This is a genomic window from Pseudomonas sp. B7(2017), from assembly GCF_002112745.1.
Lineage (GTDB): Bacteria > Pseudomonadota > Gammaproteobacteria > Pseudomonadales > Pseudomonadaceae > Aquipseudomonas > Aquipseudomonas ekonensis.
Map to the genome: position 1 here is coordinate 222587 of NZ_NEIP01000006.1, position 18382 is coordinate 240968.

The window sequence follows — 18382 nt, forward strand, 5'->3', positions numbered from 1 at the left end:
CAATCCGGCCAAGTGTTTTTGGTCAACTAACGGGGGCACCGCCCAATGAGCTACAGCAAGATCCCGGCTGGCAAAGACCTGCCGAACGACATCTACGTCGCGATCGAGATCCCGGCCAACCACGCGCCGATCAAATACGAAATCGACAAAGACAGCGACTGCCTGTTCGTTGACCGTTTCATGGCCACCCCGATGTTCTACCCGGCCAACTACGGTTACATCCCGAACACCCTGGCCGACGACGGCGATCCCCTGGACGTGCTGGTCGTGACCCCTTACCCGGTCGCCCCAGGTTCGGTGATCCGCGCCCGTCCGGTCGGCATCCTGAACATGACCGACGACGGCGGCGGCGACGCCAAGGTCGTTGCCGTTCCTCACGACAAGCTGTCCCAGCTGTACGTTGACGTGAAGGAATACACCGACCTGCCGCCGCTGCTGATCCAGCAGATCGAGCACTTCTTCGCGAACTACAAGGATCTCGAGAAGGGCAAGTGGGTCAAGATCGAAGGCTGGGACGGCGCCGATGCCGCCCGCGCCGCGATCACCAAGTCGGTGGCCGCCTACAAGGGCTAAGCGCACCGCTTGAAGAAAACCCCGGTCGATCCGGGGTTTTTTGTGCCTGTCGATCCGGCTTTTCAACAGCGCGTTTAACACGAGACGCCACGGTTGCCTGCTGTTTAAACTTTCCAAAATGCAACTTACATCCGGTCTTAAATTGCCGCCCATTTTGAACGGCCGGTTTATTCAAACCGCTCTGGCACGGCCGTAGACTCTGTGTTCATGAGAAAGAACACTAGCGGTCCACGATTCAAGGCACTCCTGGAAGCTGCGAACATCACCACCACGGGATTCGCCAGGTTCTGGGGCACGGAAGCCCAAAACATCCATAACTGGTACACCCGCGGCGTACCGGCCTACCGCATGGAAGAAGTCGCGCGCCTGCTGTCGGTCAACAGCGACTGGCTCAAGACCGGCGAAGGCCCGAAGGACTCCACCCGCGTGCGCTCGCCCGACGCCGGCGACGCCCTCGACGCCCAGGCCCTGCGCGGCGTCTACGCCGTGGTCGATCACCTGGACATCGCCTTGCCTCTCTACAAGGAAGTCCCCACCGCCGCCGGCTCCGGCAAGACCCACGTCATCCGCGACCCGGACCAGACCGTCCGCCTGCCACGCAGCCACCTCGACGCCCTGGAGATCAAGCACACCGACGCCATCTGCGCCCACATGATCGGCAACAGCATGGCCGAAAAGATCGAAGACGGCTCCGCCCTCGCCATCGACCGCAGCCTCACCCAGGTGGTGGACGGCGAAATCTACGCCATCGAGCACGACGGCATGCTGCGCATCAAGTACCTGCACCGCATGCCCGGCAACGCCCTGCGCCTGCGCAGCCACAACAGCGCCCAGTACCCGGACGAAATCTTCCGCGCCGCCCAGATCGAAGAGCAGCGGATCCACGTGCTGGGCTGGGTGTTCTGGTGGTCGACCCTGAACAAGCGCCGGCCGGTGGTGCCGTTCCTCTGAGCGCCGGGCACCCGTCTACTCTGCAATGAGCCCCTGAAAAACCGTACAAATGCCGGATTTCTCCCGATTGGATCGCTCTATTCCGCACTCTGGGCTGGGAATCCCCCGCAAAACTCAGTATCCTGCGCCCCACCTCAGCGCATCGGCCCGCCCAGCGGCCCGGATGACGCCCGACGCGGCAGACCACTGTCTGACCAAGTCCCACAGCCGGACGCAAGATCCGGGTGTACGTTTTGAAGGCTGGCGCGGCTTACCAAAAATAGGCCAAGCCAGTCCCCGAGAAGCCGGCCACAAGCCGGCTTTTTAATGCCTGCCGAAAAGCCACGCCCATTCGAGCCGCTTGCCTGCCCCTTGTGGGAAACGTCCTGAAAGGGGCCGGGCCGCTTGCGCCTCGCATAGGGGCTGATTAACCTTCAGCCGCCACTGCCGGCCTCAGAATGGCGTCTGACGAAACAGAAGGACAAACGCCGAATCCCACCCCAAGGATGTTCAGCATAGATGCTCCCTACCGCACGCCTTCGCTTGATGGCTGCCTGCGCCGCAACAACCCTGTGTCTTTCAGGTTGCGTCGGTGCAGTCGTATCGCTACCGGAAAAGTCGACAATCCAGACTGACGCCTACCGAGCGCAAAGCGCCCGGTCCGTTGCGCCGCCAATCAGCAGAACAGAGCAATCGCCACCCTCCCGTGAATGGTGCGGGGTGACCGTCTGGGCACTGGTGGTGCCAGTGCCGCTGAAGCTGCCGGTGTGTGCGTCCTATGAGGAGCAGGCCTTCGGCAATGACCAATCCGGGAATGAGACCGTGCTTCTCCACACGAAACAATCGGTTCCATCCCCTTTCTACGCTTGCGGGCCTTTCATGATGCTCGGCCCGATCGTTCATGGTTACCGGGGCAACGCTTTGTGTGGTGTGTTTCCCGACTGATCAGGTAGCGCTCACGGATAACTGAACGACTTCACCAGCGTCAGCTCCCCCACCGCCCGCATCGGCACCACGAACGTCTCCATCTTCTCGCTCGGCGTGCCTTCTTCGGTGATCACCGTCACCTGCGCCGTGGTCAGCGGCTGCACCGCCTCGTCGCCGCCTTCGTCGTCCCCGCGGTAGCCGCCGCCGTAGTAGTTCACATAGACCAGGTACTGGCCCTTGATCGGCGCGGGCATGGCGAAGATTTCCGGGCCGTAGCCGGTGGTGACGTCGACGTCGAGGGCGGCGCCGTTGGGGGCGGTGCGGTCGCCGTACCAGATGTGGGCGCCGTCGGGGGTGACGAGGTGCAGGTCGAGGTCGGTGCCGTCGCTGTCCCAGGCCAGCAGCACGCGCAGTTTGGCCGGGGTGGCGCCACCGCTGGCGTTGAGGAACTGGGTGCGGTGACGCTGCTGACCGTCGGGGCTGCGGACTTCGACGCTGTTGCTGCCGTTGGGGAAGGAGAACGGGCGGTCGAAGCGGCCGGCGTCATCGATCTTCAGCGGCATGCTGACGCCGTTGACGATCAGCCGTCCCGGTGCGTTGCCCTTGGGCGCTGCCTTGATCTGGCCGCTGATGCGCGCGGTATTGGCTTGGCCGGCCTTGGTGTTGACCGACGAGGCCGGGTAGTTGACGGTCTGGCGGAAGCTTTCGCCTTCGCCCTCCGGAGCGCCGGTGCGCCAGCCGCCGACCGGGGTGTCGAGTTTGACGCCGTCGGCGGCCGTCGCCGGCGACAGCGCGGCGAAGGCACAGAGCAACAGCAAGACCTGTGGATAACGGAGTGTCATGGTCTATTCCAGCAAAAGGTGACGGGCAAGCCCTTCGATGTAGGTTTCGTCCTGGCCGTTGGGGTGTGCCTCAAAGGCCAGGTGCAGGTATTCGTGGGTCAGGTCGAGGCGGTCCTGCAGGGTGAGGACGCCGCGCACATAAATGCGCTGGCGTTCGCGGTCGACGAACGGCCGTCCGAACGCGAGCTTGCAGACCGCAAAGGCGCTGACCTCGTTGTAGCCGGTTTCGCCTTCCAGCCTCGGGCGCCAGCCGCGCCGCTGCTTCTGCAGCCAGTCCTGGGCGGCGGGCAGCGCCTCGCAGGAGGCGACCGGGTTGTCCCAGCGGCTGAGGCTGGCGCGCGGATAGGCGTGCAGCAGGATCGCGTCATAGCGCTGGCCCGCGTTGGCCTGTTCGACGGCCTGCTGCCAGGCGAGCCTGTCCGGGCCCGGCTGGTCGGAGTGGTAGGTGACGGTGCTGCCGGCCAGCACCAGGTCCGCCGTCCACGCCGCGATCCCGCGTGACTCGGCGGACGCCGGACGCGGGGCCACCCGCTGGCGGTTGCTGCTGTCGTCGATGCTCAGGCATTCGCCGCTGCGCGCGGCGTTCTGCAGCAGGTACGTGCGGATCGCCACGGCCAGGGCCTTGGCGGCTTCGGCGGGCTCGGGCTTGGCTTCGCGGTCGAGGACGCGGGCGACGTACTCTTCCCGATCCAGACGCGCCACCAGCCTGTCGTTGAGCAGGAACAGTTCGCCAGCGCTGTGGATATCCAGCGCATTGCCGTTGGCGAACTCGACGCGGTAGTCGCCCGTCAGCGGGCCGGAGGCCACGGCTTGCCCCGCCGACATCACGCGCGCAAGCGGGTAGCGCGAGAACAACCCCACCTCGACGCAACGCCCGGACTCCGCCGGCCACGCAGCCGGCAGCACCGAAGCCAGCGCCTGCCCGTAGTGCCGCAACACCATTTGGCTGGTGCCGCGCCCGCCCGCCCACACCGGCGTACCGTCCGCCGTCCAGCCGGCGAAGCCGCCCTGCCTCGACGCGGCGTCCCGGTCGCCGAGCCAGCTCCAGGTCTTCACCCGCAGGCGTGCGCCCAGCTCGCCGACGGCATTGCCGTCCGCCGCGCCCAGCACCACATCGAGCAGTACCCGGCGCATCTGCGCCTGGGCGGGAACGGAGGCCAGCACCCGCAGCAGTTCGGCCACGAGAACCCGTTGCGCCGGCTGCACCGACGGCAGGTCCAGCAACCATCCCGGTGCATTGCGCGCCTGCCAGTAGCTACGCCAATCGGCAGCGGAAATGCCCAGCCGCGCCGGCTCGAAATACAGCCCGCAAGACTTCACCAACGCCTGATCGCGCTCGACCTTGCCGCCGGCGGAGCAGCAGTAGACTTCCTCTTTCGACTGCCCGCGGCATTCATAGGCCGGCTCCTGGGCGCCGGTGTCCGCCAGCCAGGCGTAGACGAACAGTTTCCACAGGCTGCCCAGCGGCGCCTGCAACGTCTCGGGCAACGGCTCACGGCTGATCAGTTGCGTGCGGTTCAGCGACAGCAGCTCGCCCTTGTACGCCAGGCGCAACGGCTCGTCCTGCGCCGTCGCCAGCGCAGGAACCAGACACAACAGCAGCCAGACCAGCGGCCGGCTCATGTCAGTTGACCGTAACCTGACCCAGGGCCGCTTTCGCTTCCTGGGCCTGATGCTGCGGCGCATACACCTGGGTGAAACGCGCCGGCGGCAGGTTGAACTGGCCCTTCTGCGAGAAGCGCACCAGATGCCGCAGGCGCAGCTCGCCGCTCAAGGCATCCACCGGCACCGCGTAGGCCAGTTGCCCCGGTTCGAAGCGGGCCTTCTCCAGGGCGGTCGGTTCGGTGCCGTCCTTGCCCTGCAGCTTGATGCCCCAAGTGGTGCGCTCGACATCGGCGCCCGGCGGCAGCGGCACTTCGAGCATGCCGTAGCGCAGCGGTCGGGCGGCTTTGCCGGTGAGGATCACTTCGTCCAGGTACAGGCTGTCGCTGGACAACGGCTTGGTGCCCACCGGCTCCAGCTTGAAGGTGAACGCTTCGTCGCCCGGCACCAGGCGCGACAGGCGCCGGGTGACGGTCACGGCCATCGGCTCGACCGAAGGTTGCGCGGTCTTGAAGCTCAACGCCGCACGCAGCGGACGCTCCTGCGTGCCGGACACCGACAGCACCGCCGGTACCGGCGCGGCGCCCTGCCAGGTCCAGAACATCTCGCCGCTCGCACCGTACTGTTTCTTCCAGCCTTCGCCCGGCGCCAGCGCGATGGTCGGCGACGCCTGCTCGATGCTGCGTTGCAGCCAGGTCAGCGCCAATGCGCGCTCCAGGGTCGATTGCTGCGGCAACAGGCGTTGCAGCAACGCCTTGGCCCGCGCCTGATCGAACGCCTGCTGCGACAGGTTCAGGGCTTCGGCGAACGGCTGCGAACTCACCGCCAGCCGTTGCTGCGCCGCGTCCACCTGACGGTTGAACGCTTCAGGCAACGCGACTTTCACCTGTTTGGCCAACGAGGCGGTCAGCACCCGTGCCGCCGCCAGCCCCAGCGCCGAATCCGGATCGCCCATCACCAGGCTGTCCTCGCCGTCGTCCATCAGGGTTTCGGCATTGCCTTCGCCGGCCTTGGCCAAATCGTCCATCAGGCCGCTGAGCAAGGTGTTGACCGGCAAGTGCATCTGCCGGGCGAACGACAGGATCAGCGCCCGTTGCAGCAGCGGCGTGTTCGGCGCCTGTTTGGCGTAGACCTCCAGCACCCGCTGCCAGTGCTCCGGCGGCAGGGTCAGCGCCAGCGCCTGGCTGGCGTTCCAGTCGGCGTAGTAGGCGTAGGCGGTCAGGAACGCGTCCGGCTCGCCGTCGAAGCCCCACCAGGTGAAGCTCGCCGACGGCCCGGCCATCTGCACCAGGCGCAGGCGGCTGTTCTGCATGATCAGGCGCAGGCGGTCGCGGATCTGCGGGCTCGACGCCAGCGACGGATAGGCGATGCTCAGCGGCAGCAGGCGGCTGGCGGTCTGCTCGACGCCGCCGTACGGGTAGCTCAGCAGATCGTCGAGGGCCGAGCGGAACAGCGCTTGCGGGCTGTCATCCAGGCGCAGGCGGATATCCGTGGCGTCCGCCGGCAGGCTCAGCGGCGTGTCGCCGGCGGCCACGTCGAGGCTCTGGGTCTGGGTGACCTGCCAGCCTTCGCCGGTCGCGGTCAGGCGCACGGCGAGGGAGTCGGCGGTCTTGCCGTCCTGCACCAACTCCGCCGTCCACTCGCCGGACGCCAGGGCGAACGCCGGCAGCGGCAGGTAGTTGATGCCGTTGTCGAGGGTCACCGGCAGGCGCTGCTCAGTGCCGGCGTAACGGGTCACCAGTTCGGCCTTGACCGGTTTCTCGGCCTGGCTGAAGGCGAACACACCCAGTTGCGGCCGGTCGCCCTTGCGGAACGTGCTGGGCCCGCTCCACTTCAGGTACAGCGGTTTTTCCGAACGGACGAACTGCTTCTTCTGCCCCACCAGGCCGTCGTCGGCGATGACCCGTGCGGTGATGCGCCAGCGGGTCAGCGAGTCCGGCATCTTGAAGGTGAAGCGGGCCTTGCCGTCGGCGCCGGTCAGCAGCTCCGGCTGCCAAGCGGCGGTGTCGACGTCTTCGCGGCGCGGACGTTCCAGCACCTTCACGCCGCGCTCGCTGCGGTTGGCCTTGCCCGGCGCGCCGGGGCTGCCCGGCAGCGCCACGTCGTAACTGATGAACGACAGGCTGGCGCTGGTGCGCACGTTGTTGCGGCGCGGGTGGTAGAAGAACTGGTCGATGGTCGGCGCGATCTCCGGTTGCAGCGCGTAGACCATTTCATCGACGACGCTGACCGTCAGGTGAGCCGGCACCGCTTTGCCGGCGAACTGGGTGGACAGGTCCACCGTCACCGTGTCCCCCGGCAGGTAAACGGGCTTGTCGGTGCTGATCGCGACGTCGATCTGCGGCGCGGCCACTTTGATCCCGGCGTTCTGGAAGCTGTATTGACCGCCCTTGGTGTACAGCGCCGAGAAGGTCATGTTCGGCGCAAAGGTGTCCTTCACCGGGATGCGCGCGCGGTACTGGGTGTCGCTGAGCTTTTCCAGCTTCAGCCAGTCGCCGCCCTTGGCCAGCAGCGCGGTGGCCTCGACCTTGTCGCGCTCCAGCGACAGCAGCGCATCGCTGACCGGTTCCGGGAAGGTGATCAGCGCCAGCGCTTCGTCGCCGGCCTTGTACTCGGGTTTGTCGAGGACGATCTCCACGGTGCCCGGCACTGCTTTCACGCCTTCGCCGGTCACCGAATGGCCGGTGGCGCCGAGCACCCGGCCGTGCTGATCCTTGAGCGTCAGGTTGTAGGTGCCCGGGCGCTCGAAGGCCAGGCTGAAGCCTTTGTCGCTGGCCGCCAGCTTGCCTTCGCCGGTGCTCTGGTCTTCCAGGCGCACCCAGCTGTAGCCGCTCGGCGTCACGGCCTTGGCCGGTTCGCTGCCGCCCTCGTTGACGTAGCTGAACGCGACCTTGTCGCCCGCCGCGCTGAACCGCTGCGGCGCGCTCAGGCGGAAACTGGCCGCGCCCCGGTCGATGAGGATTTCCTTGGTGGTCTTGACCCGGTACGCCGCGCCGTCGCTGGCGAACACGGTGAGCATGTAGCGGCTCGGCTTGTCGGCGGCCGGCAGGTCCAGGGTCGCGTTGCCTTTGCCGTCGGTGGTCAGTTCGGTGCTGGTCAGCTCCACCGGGAACTGCCCCAGGTATTGCAGCTCGTTGTCGACCATCGACAGCTGCTGGGCCCGCAGGCTCAGGGTCAGCTTGGCGTTGGCCACCGGTTTGCCGTCCGGGTAGAGCAGCACCAGGCTGCCCTTGACCGGCTCGCCGGTGCGGTAATCCTGCTTGGCCAGGTTCAGCGAGATCTCGAAGTGCGGCTTGATGTACTCCGCCACCCGGAAGGCGCTGCTGTAGGCCTGGTCCTTGTAGTTGAAGCGCAGCTCGTAACCGCCGGCCACGGCGTTGTCGGGCAACTGGAAGCGGCCCTGGGTGCCGGCCTTCGAATCGAGCTTCAGGTCGAGGGTCTGCAGCTCGGTGCCGGTGGCGTCGAGCACGCTGACGCTGACGTCCGCCGCGCCCGGCGGCACCGAGTCCCGCGCGTTCTTGAACTCGCGGCCGACGATCTTCAGCGACACCCAGTCCCCCGGCCGGTACAGCGGCCGGTCGGTGAACGCGTAGAGTTTGGTGTCGTAGATCTCGCTGTCGTAGTAGAAGTTCTCGGAGACGAAAACCCCGCCCTCTTCGTCTTCGCCGATCACGAACGAACGCTCGGGGCTGACGTGCTTCAGACGCAGCAACCCATCGGCATCGGTAGCGCCGCTGCTCATCACGCCCAGGCCGTCGGTCCACAGCACGTTGGCCTTGGCCACCGAACTGCCTTCATGCTTGCGCGCCGCCCACACCAGCAACTCGTCGCCGGCGATCTTGCTCACCGCCACGGTGTTGGAGACGAACACCATGGTGGTCGCCCGGTACTTGCCCACCAGCGCTTCGACCAGGTACAGGCCCGGCTTCAGCTGGCCCAGCGGAATGTAGACGTTGCCCGGCGCGACGCTGACGAACTCGCTGGACGAACCGGCCAGCTTCACCCCTTCCGGCGGCTGGATCGGCTTGGCCTGCCACAGCGGATAACGGAATTGGGTGACCACCGGCAGGCCCGGGATCAGGGCGAACTGCGGCTGGGCGTCATACGGCGTCGGCGCGGCGATGGCGTTGCCCATCTTCAGTTCCGGCACCTCGTCGGTGACCTGCTTGCGCGACTCGTAGGAGAACGCCCGCTGCATCACCCGACGGGACTTGCGGTACCAGTTGTCCCACAGGTACGCCAAGGTGTTGGACAGGCCCTCACCCTTGAACTGGCCGTCGCTGACCACCCGGTGCAGGTTCTTCTGGCGCTTGAGGAAGTCCAGCGGCTTGTCGATCCGGTACACCCGGATATCGGCGCCGCCGTAGGGCTCCATGCGGAACCTGCGGTAATCGCGGCCCGGCGCTTCCAGGCGCACCATCGCCTGTTCGTCGCTGGCGAAACTGCTGTCGGCCAGCAGGAAGAAACTTTCGCCGGCCACCGGCGTGTAGCCGCTGGGGGCCACGGTGTCTTCGGCGTTCACGGTCGCCAATGGCAGCAGCAGCGCCAGCAGCAGAGGGATTTTCGAGCAAATGCGCAGCATGCGGGCACCGGTCATTGGGAGAGAAAGTTCAGTCGATAGACGCCGATGAAGTTGGGGTTGGCTGCGTCGGGAATCCATCGGGTGTCCTTCCATGTCATGAGTTGTTGCAGGCTTGCGGAGCGCATGCCGTTGTCGGTTGGGGTGGTGGTGCCGGTGTGGTAGGCGATGTAGCGGCCCATCCAGATCATCAGGTGCTGGTCGTCGCCCTGATCGAAGAACATCAGGTCGCCCGGCCGCGCCTGGGACACGTCGCGGCCCACCAGGCGGCTGTTGAACTGGATCAGCTTGATCGCGTTGACGTAGGGCCCGACCTTGCCGCCGCCCTGCTGCCACTGCTGGGCGAGCTTGCGCTGGTCGGCGCTCAGCGCCAGCTCCGGCGGCAGGTAGCGGTTGGACAGGCCGTTGCTGCGCAGCCACTTGTCGTCATGCACCTTCAGCGCTTCGTTGGCGGCGAAACGCACCAGCCCTGCGCAGTCCTGCTGATACCAGCGCGGGCTCGGGCCCTGGCTCAGCTGTTCCTGGGCGATGCGCACGAACCAGGCGCGGAACACCTGGGATTGCTGCGGATCGAGCGCAGGGGTTTCCATGGCGCCAGCCTCGGCGCAGAACAGCAGCGCCAGCAGGCCGAGGCGGCGGATCAGTCCGGTCACAGTGCTTTCCACTCCAGCGGCAGCCATTGCCAGTGGCCGTCGGGCTCGCTGCCCTCAGGCAGGGTCAGGGCGTATTTGCCGTAGCCGCCGAGGGTGCGCAGTTTCGGGATCAGGTAGGTCTGCGCGGCGTTGTAGAACACCGGCTCCATGTCCTGCGGCAGGCTGTCGAGGGTTTCCTGCTGCATCAGTTGGGCGATCGAGTCCGGGCCGAAGTAGATCGGCATCAGCACATCCTTGGGCAGCACGTCGGCCATCGGCGGGAAGCGCTTGTCGAGGGTGCCGAGGGCCTTGTCGACCAGTTTGTCGTCGAGGGAGAACAACAGGGTCGAGCCGTGGCGCGCCAGGCTGACCTTCATGAAGGCCCGGCCGGTGATGGCGTCGGGGTTCTCGGCGTCCTTGGCCGCATAGGGGCCGAAGTTCGAGCTGACCTGCCGCTGCCACAGGTGGCTCTGGCCTTCCTGCTTCTCCACCACCGGGAACGCGTGTTCGTCGACGTTGCCTTCATAGGCACCGACCATCGAACCGAACAGCGCACCGAGGTCGCCGTCGAGCTTGTCGCCGTCGTTCAGGCTGGCCACCAGCAGCGGCGTGTACAACCGCGAATCGGCGTACCAGCACAGCCCCGCCGCGCCGGCCACGTGTTCGGTGAGTTTCTGTGCGGCGGCCTCTTCGGCGCCCAGCTTCACCAGCAGCGGCTTCTGCGGTTCGGCGGCCACCGGCAAGGTCACGCAGGCGCTGGCGCCCAAGGGCATGGCCTGCCACACCGGCTTGAAGTCGAAGTCCGGCTGATTGTCGAGTTCGTCCATGGCCAGGAAGCTGTGCCAGCCCTTGTCGTCCATGTCGAAGCGCAGGCCGGCGAAGTTCGGGATGAAGCGCTGGTAGCCCATCGCGAGCACACTGGCGTTCACCGACAGGCGCTGCTTGATCTCCGGCGCCTTGGCCGCCAGGCCGAAGGCCTCGGGGAACAGCTTCTGGCCGCCCAGCAACGCCGCGAGCGCTTCGGGCGACACGTGGCCCGACTCCTCGGACGCGCCGCTCTGCGGGTCGTAGTACTTGGCCGGGTTGGACAGCACCACCAGCTTGTCGCCATGGGAGGCGAACAGCAGCGATTTGCCGGCGTTGTAGCTGAGCTGGTACAGCGGCACCGTGTCGCCGCCGACCTTGAGCTCGCCCAACTGGCCCAGCTGCGAGTCGTCCAGCGCCACTTTCGCCAGCGGCTCCAGCACCTTGGCCAGGCCGCCGCGGTCCATCACCAGCAGGAAATCCTTGAGCCGGCCGTCGGCCCCGCGCCACAGCGCCACGTCCGCCGGCTGGTCGAACAGTTGCTCGATCAGGCTGTCCTGCAGCTTCAGGTCATGTTCGTAGACGATCCGCCGCAGGCTGCCGATCAGGCCGAGGCGGTCGGCATGGCTCTCGTAATAGAAGACGAAATCCTCGGTGAGCGTGGCCTTGAGGAACGGCACCGCCAACAGGTCCTTGGGCAACTGGCTCAGGGAGCGGGTCTCCAGCAGCGCGTCGGGACGGCTCATGCCCAGCTTGTCGCTCGCCAGTTCCGCCGGCGGCGCCTTGGGCTTGTGCAGCAGCCAGCCCAGGCCACCCGCCACGCCGGCCACCAGGCACAGCCCGGCCAGCAGCAGCGGCCAGCGCCGGGAAGGTTGGCCGGTCGGTGTCGGGACGGCCGGAGAAGCAGCGTTATCACTCATGTTCACAAAACCCGAGATTCATCCGTGGACGGGATGCTTAATAGTTGAAAGTCTTGACCAGCAGCAGATCACCGATCGCCCGCAGGGGCACGATGAACGTTTCGCGTTTTTCGTCGACAGTGTTTTCCTGGGTCACCAGCGTGATTTGCGAGGTGATGACCTCGTTCTGGTTGCTGGCCTCCTCGAAGTTATAGCCGCCGTCGCCGAAGTTGCCCCAATAGTTGACGTAAACCAGATAGGTGCCGTGCAGCGGCGCGGTCATGGTGAACATTTCCGGGCCCGGGCCGTCGACGCCGTCCGGATCCAGGCCGCCGCCGTTGCTCAAGGCCGGGCGCGCCCAGAAGGCATGCTGGCCGTCCGGCGTGACGATGTGCAGGTCGAGCTCGGCCTTGGGGTCGTCCCAGCCCAGCACCACGCGGATCCGCGCCGGCGTGCGCAGGTCGTTGGCCTCATAGAATTGGACGCGCTTGAGCGACTGCCCTTCGGCGCTGCGCACCTCGACGCTGTTGGAGCCGGCGCCGAAGGCGTAGGGCCTGGCGAAACGCCCGTCATCGTCGGTGTACAGGTTCAGCGGATTGCCGTTCACCGCCAGGGTATGCGGCCCGCGCTGGTGGCCGAGGGCCTTGAGCTGGCCCTGGATCATCGTGCGGTTGCGCTGGATGCCGCGGTCGATGGGCGGCGTGGGGTAAGCCACCTGGGGGTTTTCCGTGCGGTCGAGCAGGCCGTGGTAGCGCCAGCCGCCCTGGGGCTCCGACAGCTCGGCGCTCGGCGCAGCCAGCAGCGCGGGCGCGCAGACCAACCCGATCAGCAGCAAAAGAAACGAACGCACGTGATGCCTCCTGCCATGCCTGACGAAACCTTGCGCCCGATCCTCGGCGCTTCACAGTGGCGCGTACTGCGTTTCGTCTGAAAGCCCCTGAAAACGGGGACGTAGAAGGCGCGAAGATTAACGATTCGGCCGTTGTTTAACAATCGGACACATCTGGATTTGCGGCAAGAATCACGCACATTTACGGTGCGTGAGCCAAATAGCGGACTTATTCGGCTCACGAAATGAGCCGAATAAACATTTGCCCAGCCAAAGCACATCAATTCGCAGCAAGAGAGCTCGCTCCCATCAGGTTGCGAATCGACCCCGAACCCCAGAATCCGGCCCTGAATTCGGCCACGCCCGGGACAGCTGCGCAGCCCGGCGGGAACACGCGCCCCCGCCATGGGGAACGCCCCGCTCATTTGCCCCTGCCCCCCCTATCTGCTAGTGTCGCGCCGGTTTAACGTCTACCGGAAACCGCCGCCATGGCCCGCAAAAAAGCTGCACTGGATTTCGAACAGTCCCTCGCCGACCTGCAAACGCTGGTGGAGCGTCTGGAGAACGGCGAACTGTCGCTGGAGAACTCGCTGGCCGCCTTCGAGCAGGGCATCGGCCTGACCCGCGACTGCCAGGCGGCGCTGGCCCAGGCCGAGCAGAAGGTGCAGATCCTGCTGGAGCGCGACGGCGAACTGGCCGAAGCCCCGTTCGATGCGGACTTGCCGGAATGATCGCCGCGTATTCGGCCGCCAGCCAGGCACGGGTCAACGCGGCGCTGGAGATCCTGTTCAAGGCGCCTTTGCCGGAGCTGGCGCGCCTGTATGAGGCGATGCACTACAGCGTGATGATCGGCGGCAAGCGCGTGCGTCCGCTGCTGGCCTACGCCGCCTGCGAAGCCCTCGGCGGCAAGGCCGAACAGGCCAACGGCGCGGCCTGCGCGGTGGAGCTGATCCACGCCTACTCGCTGGTGCACGACGATTTGCCGGCGATGGACGACGACGACCTGCGCCGCGGCCAGCCCACCACCCACAAGAAGTACGACGAAGCCTGCGCGATCCTCGCCGGCGACGGCCTGCAGAGCCTGGCGTTCAGCGCCCTGCTCGACCCGCGCCTGAGCGACCTGGGCGCCGACATCCGCCTGCAGATGGTCACCGCCCTCGCCCACGCCGCAGGTCCCGCCGGCATGGTCGGCGGCCAGGCCATCGACCTCGGCTCGGTGGGCCTCAAGCTCGACCAGAAGGCCCTTGAGCAGATGCACCGGCACAAGACCGGCGCGCTGATCGAGGTCAGCGTCAGGCTCGGCGCCCTGGCCAGCGGCCGCGCCGAGAAGGACGAGCTCAAGGCCCTGCAGACTTATGCACAGGCCATCGGCCTGGCGTTCCAGGTGCAGGACGACATCCTCGACGTCGAAAGCGACACCGAAACCCTCGGCAAGCGCCAGGGCGCCGACATCGCCCGCGACAAGCCGACCTACCCGGCCCTGCTCGGCCTCGACGCGGCCAAGGCCTATGCGCTGGAACTGCGCGATCAGGCCCTGCACGCGCTGCGACCGTTTGACGCGGCCGCCGAGCCGCTGCGCGACCTGGCCCGGTACATCGTCGAGCGCCGCCACTGACGGCAGATCCGCCAAAAAGGACCTACGCGTGGGCAGGGGGCGATGCATCAGGTAAACTGCCGCATCTTTTATACCTATAACGATTCGCCTGATGCCCACGACGTTTCATGAGATTCCCCGCAAGCGCCCGACCACGCCCCTGCTCGACCGCGCGAACACGCCGGACGGCCTGCGCCGGTTAGGCGAAGCCGAGCTGGAGACCCTGGCCGATGAGTTGCGCCTGGAACTGCTCTACACGGTCGGCCAGACCGGTGGGCATTTCGGTGCCGGCCTGGGCGTCATCGAGCTGACCATCGCGTTGCATTACGTGTTCGACACCCCGGATGACCGGCTGGTGTGGGACGTCGGCCATCAGGCGTATCCGCACAAGATCCTCACCGGCCGCCGCGAGCGCATGGGTACCCTGCGCCAGAAGGACGGCATCGCCGCCTTCCCGCGCCGCTCCGAGAGCGAGTACGACACTTTCGGCGTCGGCCACTCCAGCACCTCGATCAGCGCCGCGCTGGGCATGGCCATCGCCGCCCGCCTGCAGAACAGCGACCGCAAGGCGATCGCCGTGATCGGTGACGGCGCGCTGACCGCCGGCATGGCGTTCGAGGCGCTGAACCACGCGCCGGAAGTGGACGCCAACATGCTGGTGATCCTCAACGACAACGACATGTCGATCTCGCGCAACGTCGGCGGCCTGTCCAATTACCTGGCCAAGATCCTCTCCAGCCGCACCTACGCGAGCATGCGCGAAGGCAGCAAGAAAGTGCTGTCGCGCCTGCCCGGCGCCTGGGAGATCGCCCGCCGCACCGAAGAGTACGCCAAGGGCATGCTGGTGCCCGGCACCCTGTTCGAAGAGCTGGGCTGGAACTACATCGGCCCGATCGACGGCCACGACTTGCCGACCCTGATCGCCACCCTGCGCAACATGCGCGACCTGAAGGGCCCGCAGTTCCTGCACGTGGTCACCAAGAAGGGCAAGGGCTTCGCTCCGGCGGAGGTCGACCCGATCGGCTACCACGCCATCACCAAGCTCGAACCGCTGGACGCCCCGGCCGCTGCGCCGAAGAAGGCCGGCGGGCCGAAGTATTCCGGCGTGTTCGGCGAATGGCTGTGCGACATGGCCGCCGCCGACCCGCGCCTGGTGGGCATCACCCCGGCGATGAAGGAAGGCTCGGACCTGGTGGCGTTCAGCGAACGCTTCCCGCTGCGCTACTTCGACGTGGCGATCGCCGAACAGCACGCCGTGACCCTCGCCGCCGGCATGGCCTGCGAAGGCGCCAAACCGGTGGTGGCGATCTACTCGACGTTCCTGCAGCGCGGCTACGACCAACTGGTCCACGACGTCGCGGTGCAGAACCTCGACGTGCTGTTCGCCATCGACCGCGCGGGCCTGGTGGGCGAAGACGGCCCGACCCACGCCGGCAGCTTCGATCTGTCGTTCCTGCGCTGCATCCCGGGCATGGTCATCATGACCCCGAGCGACGAGAACGAACTGCGCAAGATGCTCAGCACCGGCCACCTGTACAACGGCCCGGCGGCGGTGCGTTACCCGCGCGGCACCGGCCCGAACGCCACCATCGAGAAGAGCCTGGAACCGATCGAGATCGGCAAGGGCGTGGTGCGCCGCGAGGGCAGCAAGGTCGCCCTGCTGGTGTTCGGCGTGCAACTGGCCGAGGCGCTGAACGTCGCCGAGAAGCTGGACGCCACGGTCATCGACATGCGCTTCGTCAAACCGCTGGACGAAGCGCTGGTGCGCGAAGCCGCCGCCAACCACGACCTGCTGGTGACCATCGAGGAGAACTCGGTGATGGGCGGCGCCGGCAGCGCGGTCAGCGAGTTCCTCGCCCGCGAGAACGTGCTCAGGTCGATCCTGCACCTGGGCCTGCCGGACATCTACGTCGAACACGCCAAACCGGCGCAGATGCTCGCCGAGTGCGGGCTGGACGAGGCCGGGATCGAAGCGGCGGTGCGCGAGCGCCTGCAACTGCTCGACCGCTGAACACACCCTCCCTGTGGGAGCGGGCTTGCCCGCGAAGAGGCCGGCACATCCAACATCTGCGTTGAATGTGCCGACGCCTTCGCGGGCAAGCCCGCTCCCACAGTGTTTTGCGGTGTCATAAATGTTGTCTCCAATGGACTGCCCATGAAGTTTTCGCGCCTCGCCCTGCCCCTCCTCCTGCTCCCCGCCAGCCCGGCATTCGCCGACGCCTTCGAACGCGACGAAGCCCTGAAGCTGCCGGACGTGCTGATCAGCGCCAACCGCCAGGTCGAGGCGCGCAACGACAGCAGCGCCGCCAACACCGTGTTCACCCGCGACGACATCGAGCGCCTGCAGCCGCAGAGCGTCACCGACCTGCTGCAACGGGTGCCGGGCGTGCAGGTTACGCAGTCAGGCGGGCGCGGCAGCCAGCCGGGGATCTACATCCGCGGCACCCAATCGGCCCAGAGCCTGGTGCTGGTGGACGGCCAGCGCATCGGCAACGCCACCTCCGGTGACAGCAACCTGCAGCACCTGAACATCGAACAGATCGAGCGGGTGGAAGTGCTGCGCGGCTCCCGCTCGGTGATCTACGGCAGCGATGCGATCGGCGGGGTGATCCAGATCTTCACCCGGCGCGGCGCCGAGCCAGGCTTGCAGCCGCGGATGCATGTCGGTTTCGGCAGCAATCAGACCTGGGAGCGCAGCCTCGGCCTGTCCGGCGGCGATGAGAAAACCCGCTTCAACCTCGGCGCGAGCCTGAACGAGACTGCCGGCATCGACCGCACCCATGAGTCGTATCCCAGCGACAGCGACCATGACGCCTACCGCAACCAGTCCCTCAGCCTGAGCCTGAGCCACGCCCTGAGCGACGACGTCGAAGTGGGCGCCAACCTGCTGGACAACCGCGGCAAGAACGAATTCGACAGCCCGTTCGGCCGCTACGACTTCCAGACAGACACCAGCTATCAGCAGCAGCCCTACAGCGACTTCGCCGTCAGCAGTTTCAGCGGTTACGTGGACGCGCGGCTCAATGAGCGCTGGAAGTCCCGCCTGGAGCTGGGCCACAGCGAAAACCGCGACAAGACCCTCGACAAGCTCAGCGACGAACGCTCGGTGTTCAACACCTACCGCGATTCGGTGAACTGGCAGAACGACCTGACCCTCGACGCCCGCAACAGCCTGATCCTGGGCGGCGACTGGTACGAAGACCGGGTCAACAGCAGCACCTCGTTCGACGAGGACAGCCGCTGGAACCGCGCCGCCTTCATCCAGCACCGCTACCAGGCCGACAGCTTCTCCACCGAACTGGGCCTGCGCCGCGACCAGAACCAGCAGTTCGGCGGCCAGAACAGCTGGAGCGGCACCCTCACCGTGCCGGTGAACCCGGACAACGACCTGTTGCTGAGCTACAGCGAAGGCTTCCGCGCCCCGACCTTCAACGACCTGTACTACCCGGGCTTCAGCAACCCGAACCTGAAACCGGAAACCTCGAAAAGCTACGAGCTGCAATGGCGCAGCCAGTTGAGCGACAGCAGCCGCCTCGAAGCGTCGCTGTACCGCACCGACCTTGAGGACGCGATCATTTCCGGCAGCAACTCACGGCCGCAGAACGTCGCCTCGGCGCGGATCAACGGCTTCGAAGCGGCGCTGAAACAGGAACTGTACGGCTGGCAGAGCAACCTCGGCGTGGCGGTCATCGACCCGCGCGACCGCGACAGCGGCCACACCCTGGCCCGCCGCGCCCGCCGCACGCTGAGCTGGGACCTGGATCGGCAATTCGACCGGCTCGGCCTCGGCGCCTCCTGGCAGGCGGTCAGCGGCAGCTACGACGACCTGAACAACCAGCATGCCCTGGGCGGCTATGGCCTGCTCGGGCTGCGCAGCAGCTGGGCGCTGAGCCGGGAGATCAAGCTGGACCTCAAGGTCGACAACCTGCTGGACAAGGACTACAGCCGGGTGCTGTACAGCCACGGCAGCAGCCAGTACGGCTACCGCGAGGAAGGCCGGGCGTGGATGTTCGCAGTGACCTGGACGCCGCAGCTCTGAGCGGAACTGCGGCGGGGTTTTGACTGCCGCTATCGCCAGCAGGCTGGCTCCCACCGTTTTCGCGGTGACCGCAGATTCTGCGTACAACCGAGATCCCCTGTGGGAGCCAGCCTGCTGGCGATGGCTCCACCC

At 66.6% G+C, this 18382-nt stretch carries 13 protein-coding genes; 7 read left to right on the top strand and 6 right to left on the bottom strand.

The window, feature by feature from the left end:
- Positions 1–45 precede the first annotated feature (45 nt).
- Positions 46–573, top strand: coding sequence for an inorganic diphosphatase (gene ppa / locus CAG29_RS14395; RefSeq protein ID WP_085585933.1), 528 nt, complete (start codon positions 46–48; stop codon positions 571–573).
- Positions 574–780: 207 nt separating this feature from the next.
- Positions 781–1524 (top strand): helix-turn-helix transcriptional regulator, encoded by a 744-nt coding sequence (locus tag CAG29_RS14400; RefSeq protein ID WP_085585931.1) that lies wholly within the window; start codon positions 781–783, stop codon positions 1522–1524.
- Positions 1525–2459: 935 nt separating this feature from the next.
- Here CAG29_RS14400 and CAG29_RS14415 read toward each other — a convergent pair.
- Together CAG29_RS14415 and CAG29_RS14420 are read right to left on the bottom strand one after the other, a co-directional pair.
- Entirely contained in the window at positions 2460–3272 is an 813-nt protein-coding gene (locus tag CAG29_RS14415; protein ID WP_085585921.1) for a YfaP family protein, read from the bottom strand.
- Between the two features lie 3 nt (positions 3273–3275).
- Entirely contained in the window at positions 3276–4718 is a 1443-nt protein-coding gene (locus CAG29_RS14420; protein ID WP_371916629.1) for a DUF2300 domain-containing protein, read from the bottom strand.
- Between CAG29_RS14420 and CAG29_RS29035 the strand changes: the two genes are divergently transcribed.
- On the top strand, positions 4602–4904 hold the full coding sequence (locus CAG29_RS29035; protein ID WP_368665197.1) for a hypothetical protein: 303 nt from the start codon (positions 4602–4604) through the stop codon (positions 4902–4904). The genes CAG29_RS14420 and CAG29_RS29035 overlap by 117 nt on opposite strands.
- Here the strand turns inward: CAG29_RS29035 and CAG29_RS14425 are convergent.
- From CAG29_RS14425 to CAG29_RS14440, 4 genes are read right to left on the bottom strand one after another with little or no spacing between them, the layout of a single operon-like run.
- Complete coding sequence (locus CAG29_RS14425) at positions 4897–9471, bottom strand: alpha-2-macroglobulin (RefSeq protein WP_085694678.1); 4575 nt, start codon at positions 9469–9471, stop codon at positions 4897–4899. The two genes, CAG29_RS29035 and CAG29_RS14425, sit on opposite strands and share 8 nt — an antisense overlap.
- Positions 9468–10133 carry a DUF1175 domain-containing protein gene (locus tag CAG29_RS14430; protein WP_371856128.1) on the bottom strand — a complete coding sequence of 222 codons (666 nt, stop codon included), beginning with the start codon at positions 10131–10133 and terminating at the stop codon, positions 9468–9470. Before CAG29_RS14430 ends, CAG29_RS14425 begins: the two co-directional genes overlap by 4 nt.
- Entirely contained in the window at positions 10103–11809 is a 1707-nt protein-coding gene (locus tag CAG29_RS14435) for a DUF2138 domain-containing protein (RefSeq protein ID WP_085585912.1), read from the bottom strand. Before CAG29_RS14435 ends, CAG29_RS14430 begins: the two co-directional genes overlap by 31 nt.
- Before the next feature lie 37 nt (positions 11810–11846).
- Entirely contained in the window at positions 11847–12638 is a 792-nt protein-coding gene (locus tag CAG29_RS14440) for a YfaP family protein (protein ID WP_085585910.1), read from the bottom strand.
- 467 nt (positions 12639–13105) lie between these two features.
- Between CAG29_RS14440 and CAG29_RS14445 the strand changes: the two genes are divergently transcribed.
- The 4 genes from CAG29_RS14445 (at position 13106) to CAG29_RS14460 (ending at position 18250) form a co-directional block, all read left to right on the top strand.
- On the top strand, positions 13106–13348 hold the full coding sequence (locus tag CAG29_RS14445) for an exodeoxyribonuclease VII small subunit (protein WP_085694679.1): 243 nt from the start codon (positions 13106–13108) through the stop codon (positions 13346–13348).
- Complete coding sequence (ispA, locus tag CAG29_RS14450; RefSeq protein ID WP_085694680.1) at positions 13345–14232, top strand: (2E,6E)-farnesyl diphosphate synthase; 888 nt, start codon at positions 13345–13347, stop codon at positions 14230–14232. The genes CAG29_RS14445 and ispA overlap by 4 nt, the downstream gene beginning before the upstream one ends.
- Positions 14233–14323: 91 nt before the next feature.
- The gene (gene dxs, locus CAG29_RS14455) at positions 14324–16222 is read left to right on the top strand and encodes a 1-deoxy-D-xylulose-5-phosphate synthase (protein ID WP_085638954.1); all 1899 of its coding nucleotides are present in this window, start codon (positions 14324–14326) and stop codon (positions 16220–16222) included.
- A 144-nt stretch (positions 16223–16366) separates the two neighbouring features.
- Positions 16367–18250 (top strand): TonB-dependent receptor domain-containing protein, encoded by a 1884-nt coding sequence (locus CAG29_RS14460; protein ID WP_085694681.1) that lies wholly within the window; start codon positions 16367–16369, stop codon positions 18248–18250.
- Positions 18251–18382: the final 132 nt, after the last annotated feature.

What these genes read in the sequence shown, in the direction of transcription:
- ppa (WP_085585933.1), top strand. Translation starts at nt 46, where the DNA reads ATGAGCTACAGCAAGATCCCGGCTGGCAAAGACCTGCCGAACGACATC.
- CAG29_RS14400 (WP_085585931.1), top strand. Translation starts at nt 781, where the DNA reads ATGAGAAAGAACACTAGCGGTCCACGATTCAAGGCACTCCTGGAAGCT.
- CAG29_RS14415 (WP_085585921.1), bottom strand. Translation starts at nt 3,272, where the DNA reads ATGACACTCCGTTATCCACAGGTCTTGCTGTTGCTCTGTGCCTTCGCC.
- CAG29_RS14425 (WP_085694678.1), bottom strand. Translation starts at nt 9,471, where the DNA reads ATGACCGGTGCCCGCATGCTGCGCATTTGCTCGAAAATCCCTCTGCTG.
- CAG29_RS14430 (WP_371856128.1), bottom strand. Translation starts at nt 10,133, where the DNA reads ATGGCTGCCGCTGGAGTGGAAAGCACTGTGACCGGACTGATCCGCCGC.
- CAG29_RS14435 (WP_085585912.1), bottom strand. Translation starts at nt 11,809, where the DNA reads ATGAGTGATAACGCTGCTTCTCCGGCCGTCCCGACACCGACCGGCCAA.
- CAG29_RS14445 (WP_085694679.1), top strand. Translation starts at nt 13,106, where the DNA reads ATGGCCCGCAAAAAAGCTGCACTGGATTTCGAACAGTCCCTCGCCGAC.
- ispA (WP_085694680.1), top strand. Translation starts at nt 13,345, where the DNA reads ATGATCGCCGCGTATTCGGCCGCCAGCCAGGCACGGGTCAACGCGGCG.
- dxs (WP_085638954.1), top strand. Translation starts at nt 14,324, where the DNA reads ATGCCCACGACGTTTCATGAGATTCCCCGCAAGCGCCCGACCACGCCC.
- CAG29_RS14460 (WP_085694681.1), top strand. Translation starts at nt 16,367, where the DNA reads ATGAAGTTTTCGCGCCTCGCCCTGCCCCTCCTCCTGCTCCCCGCCAGC.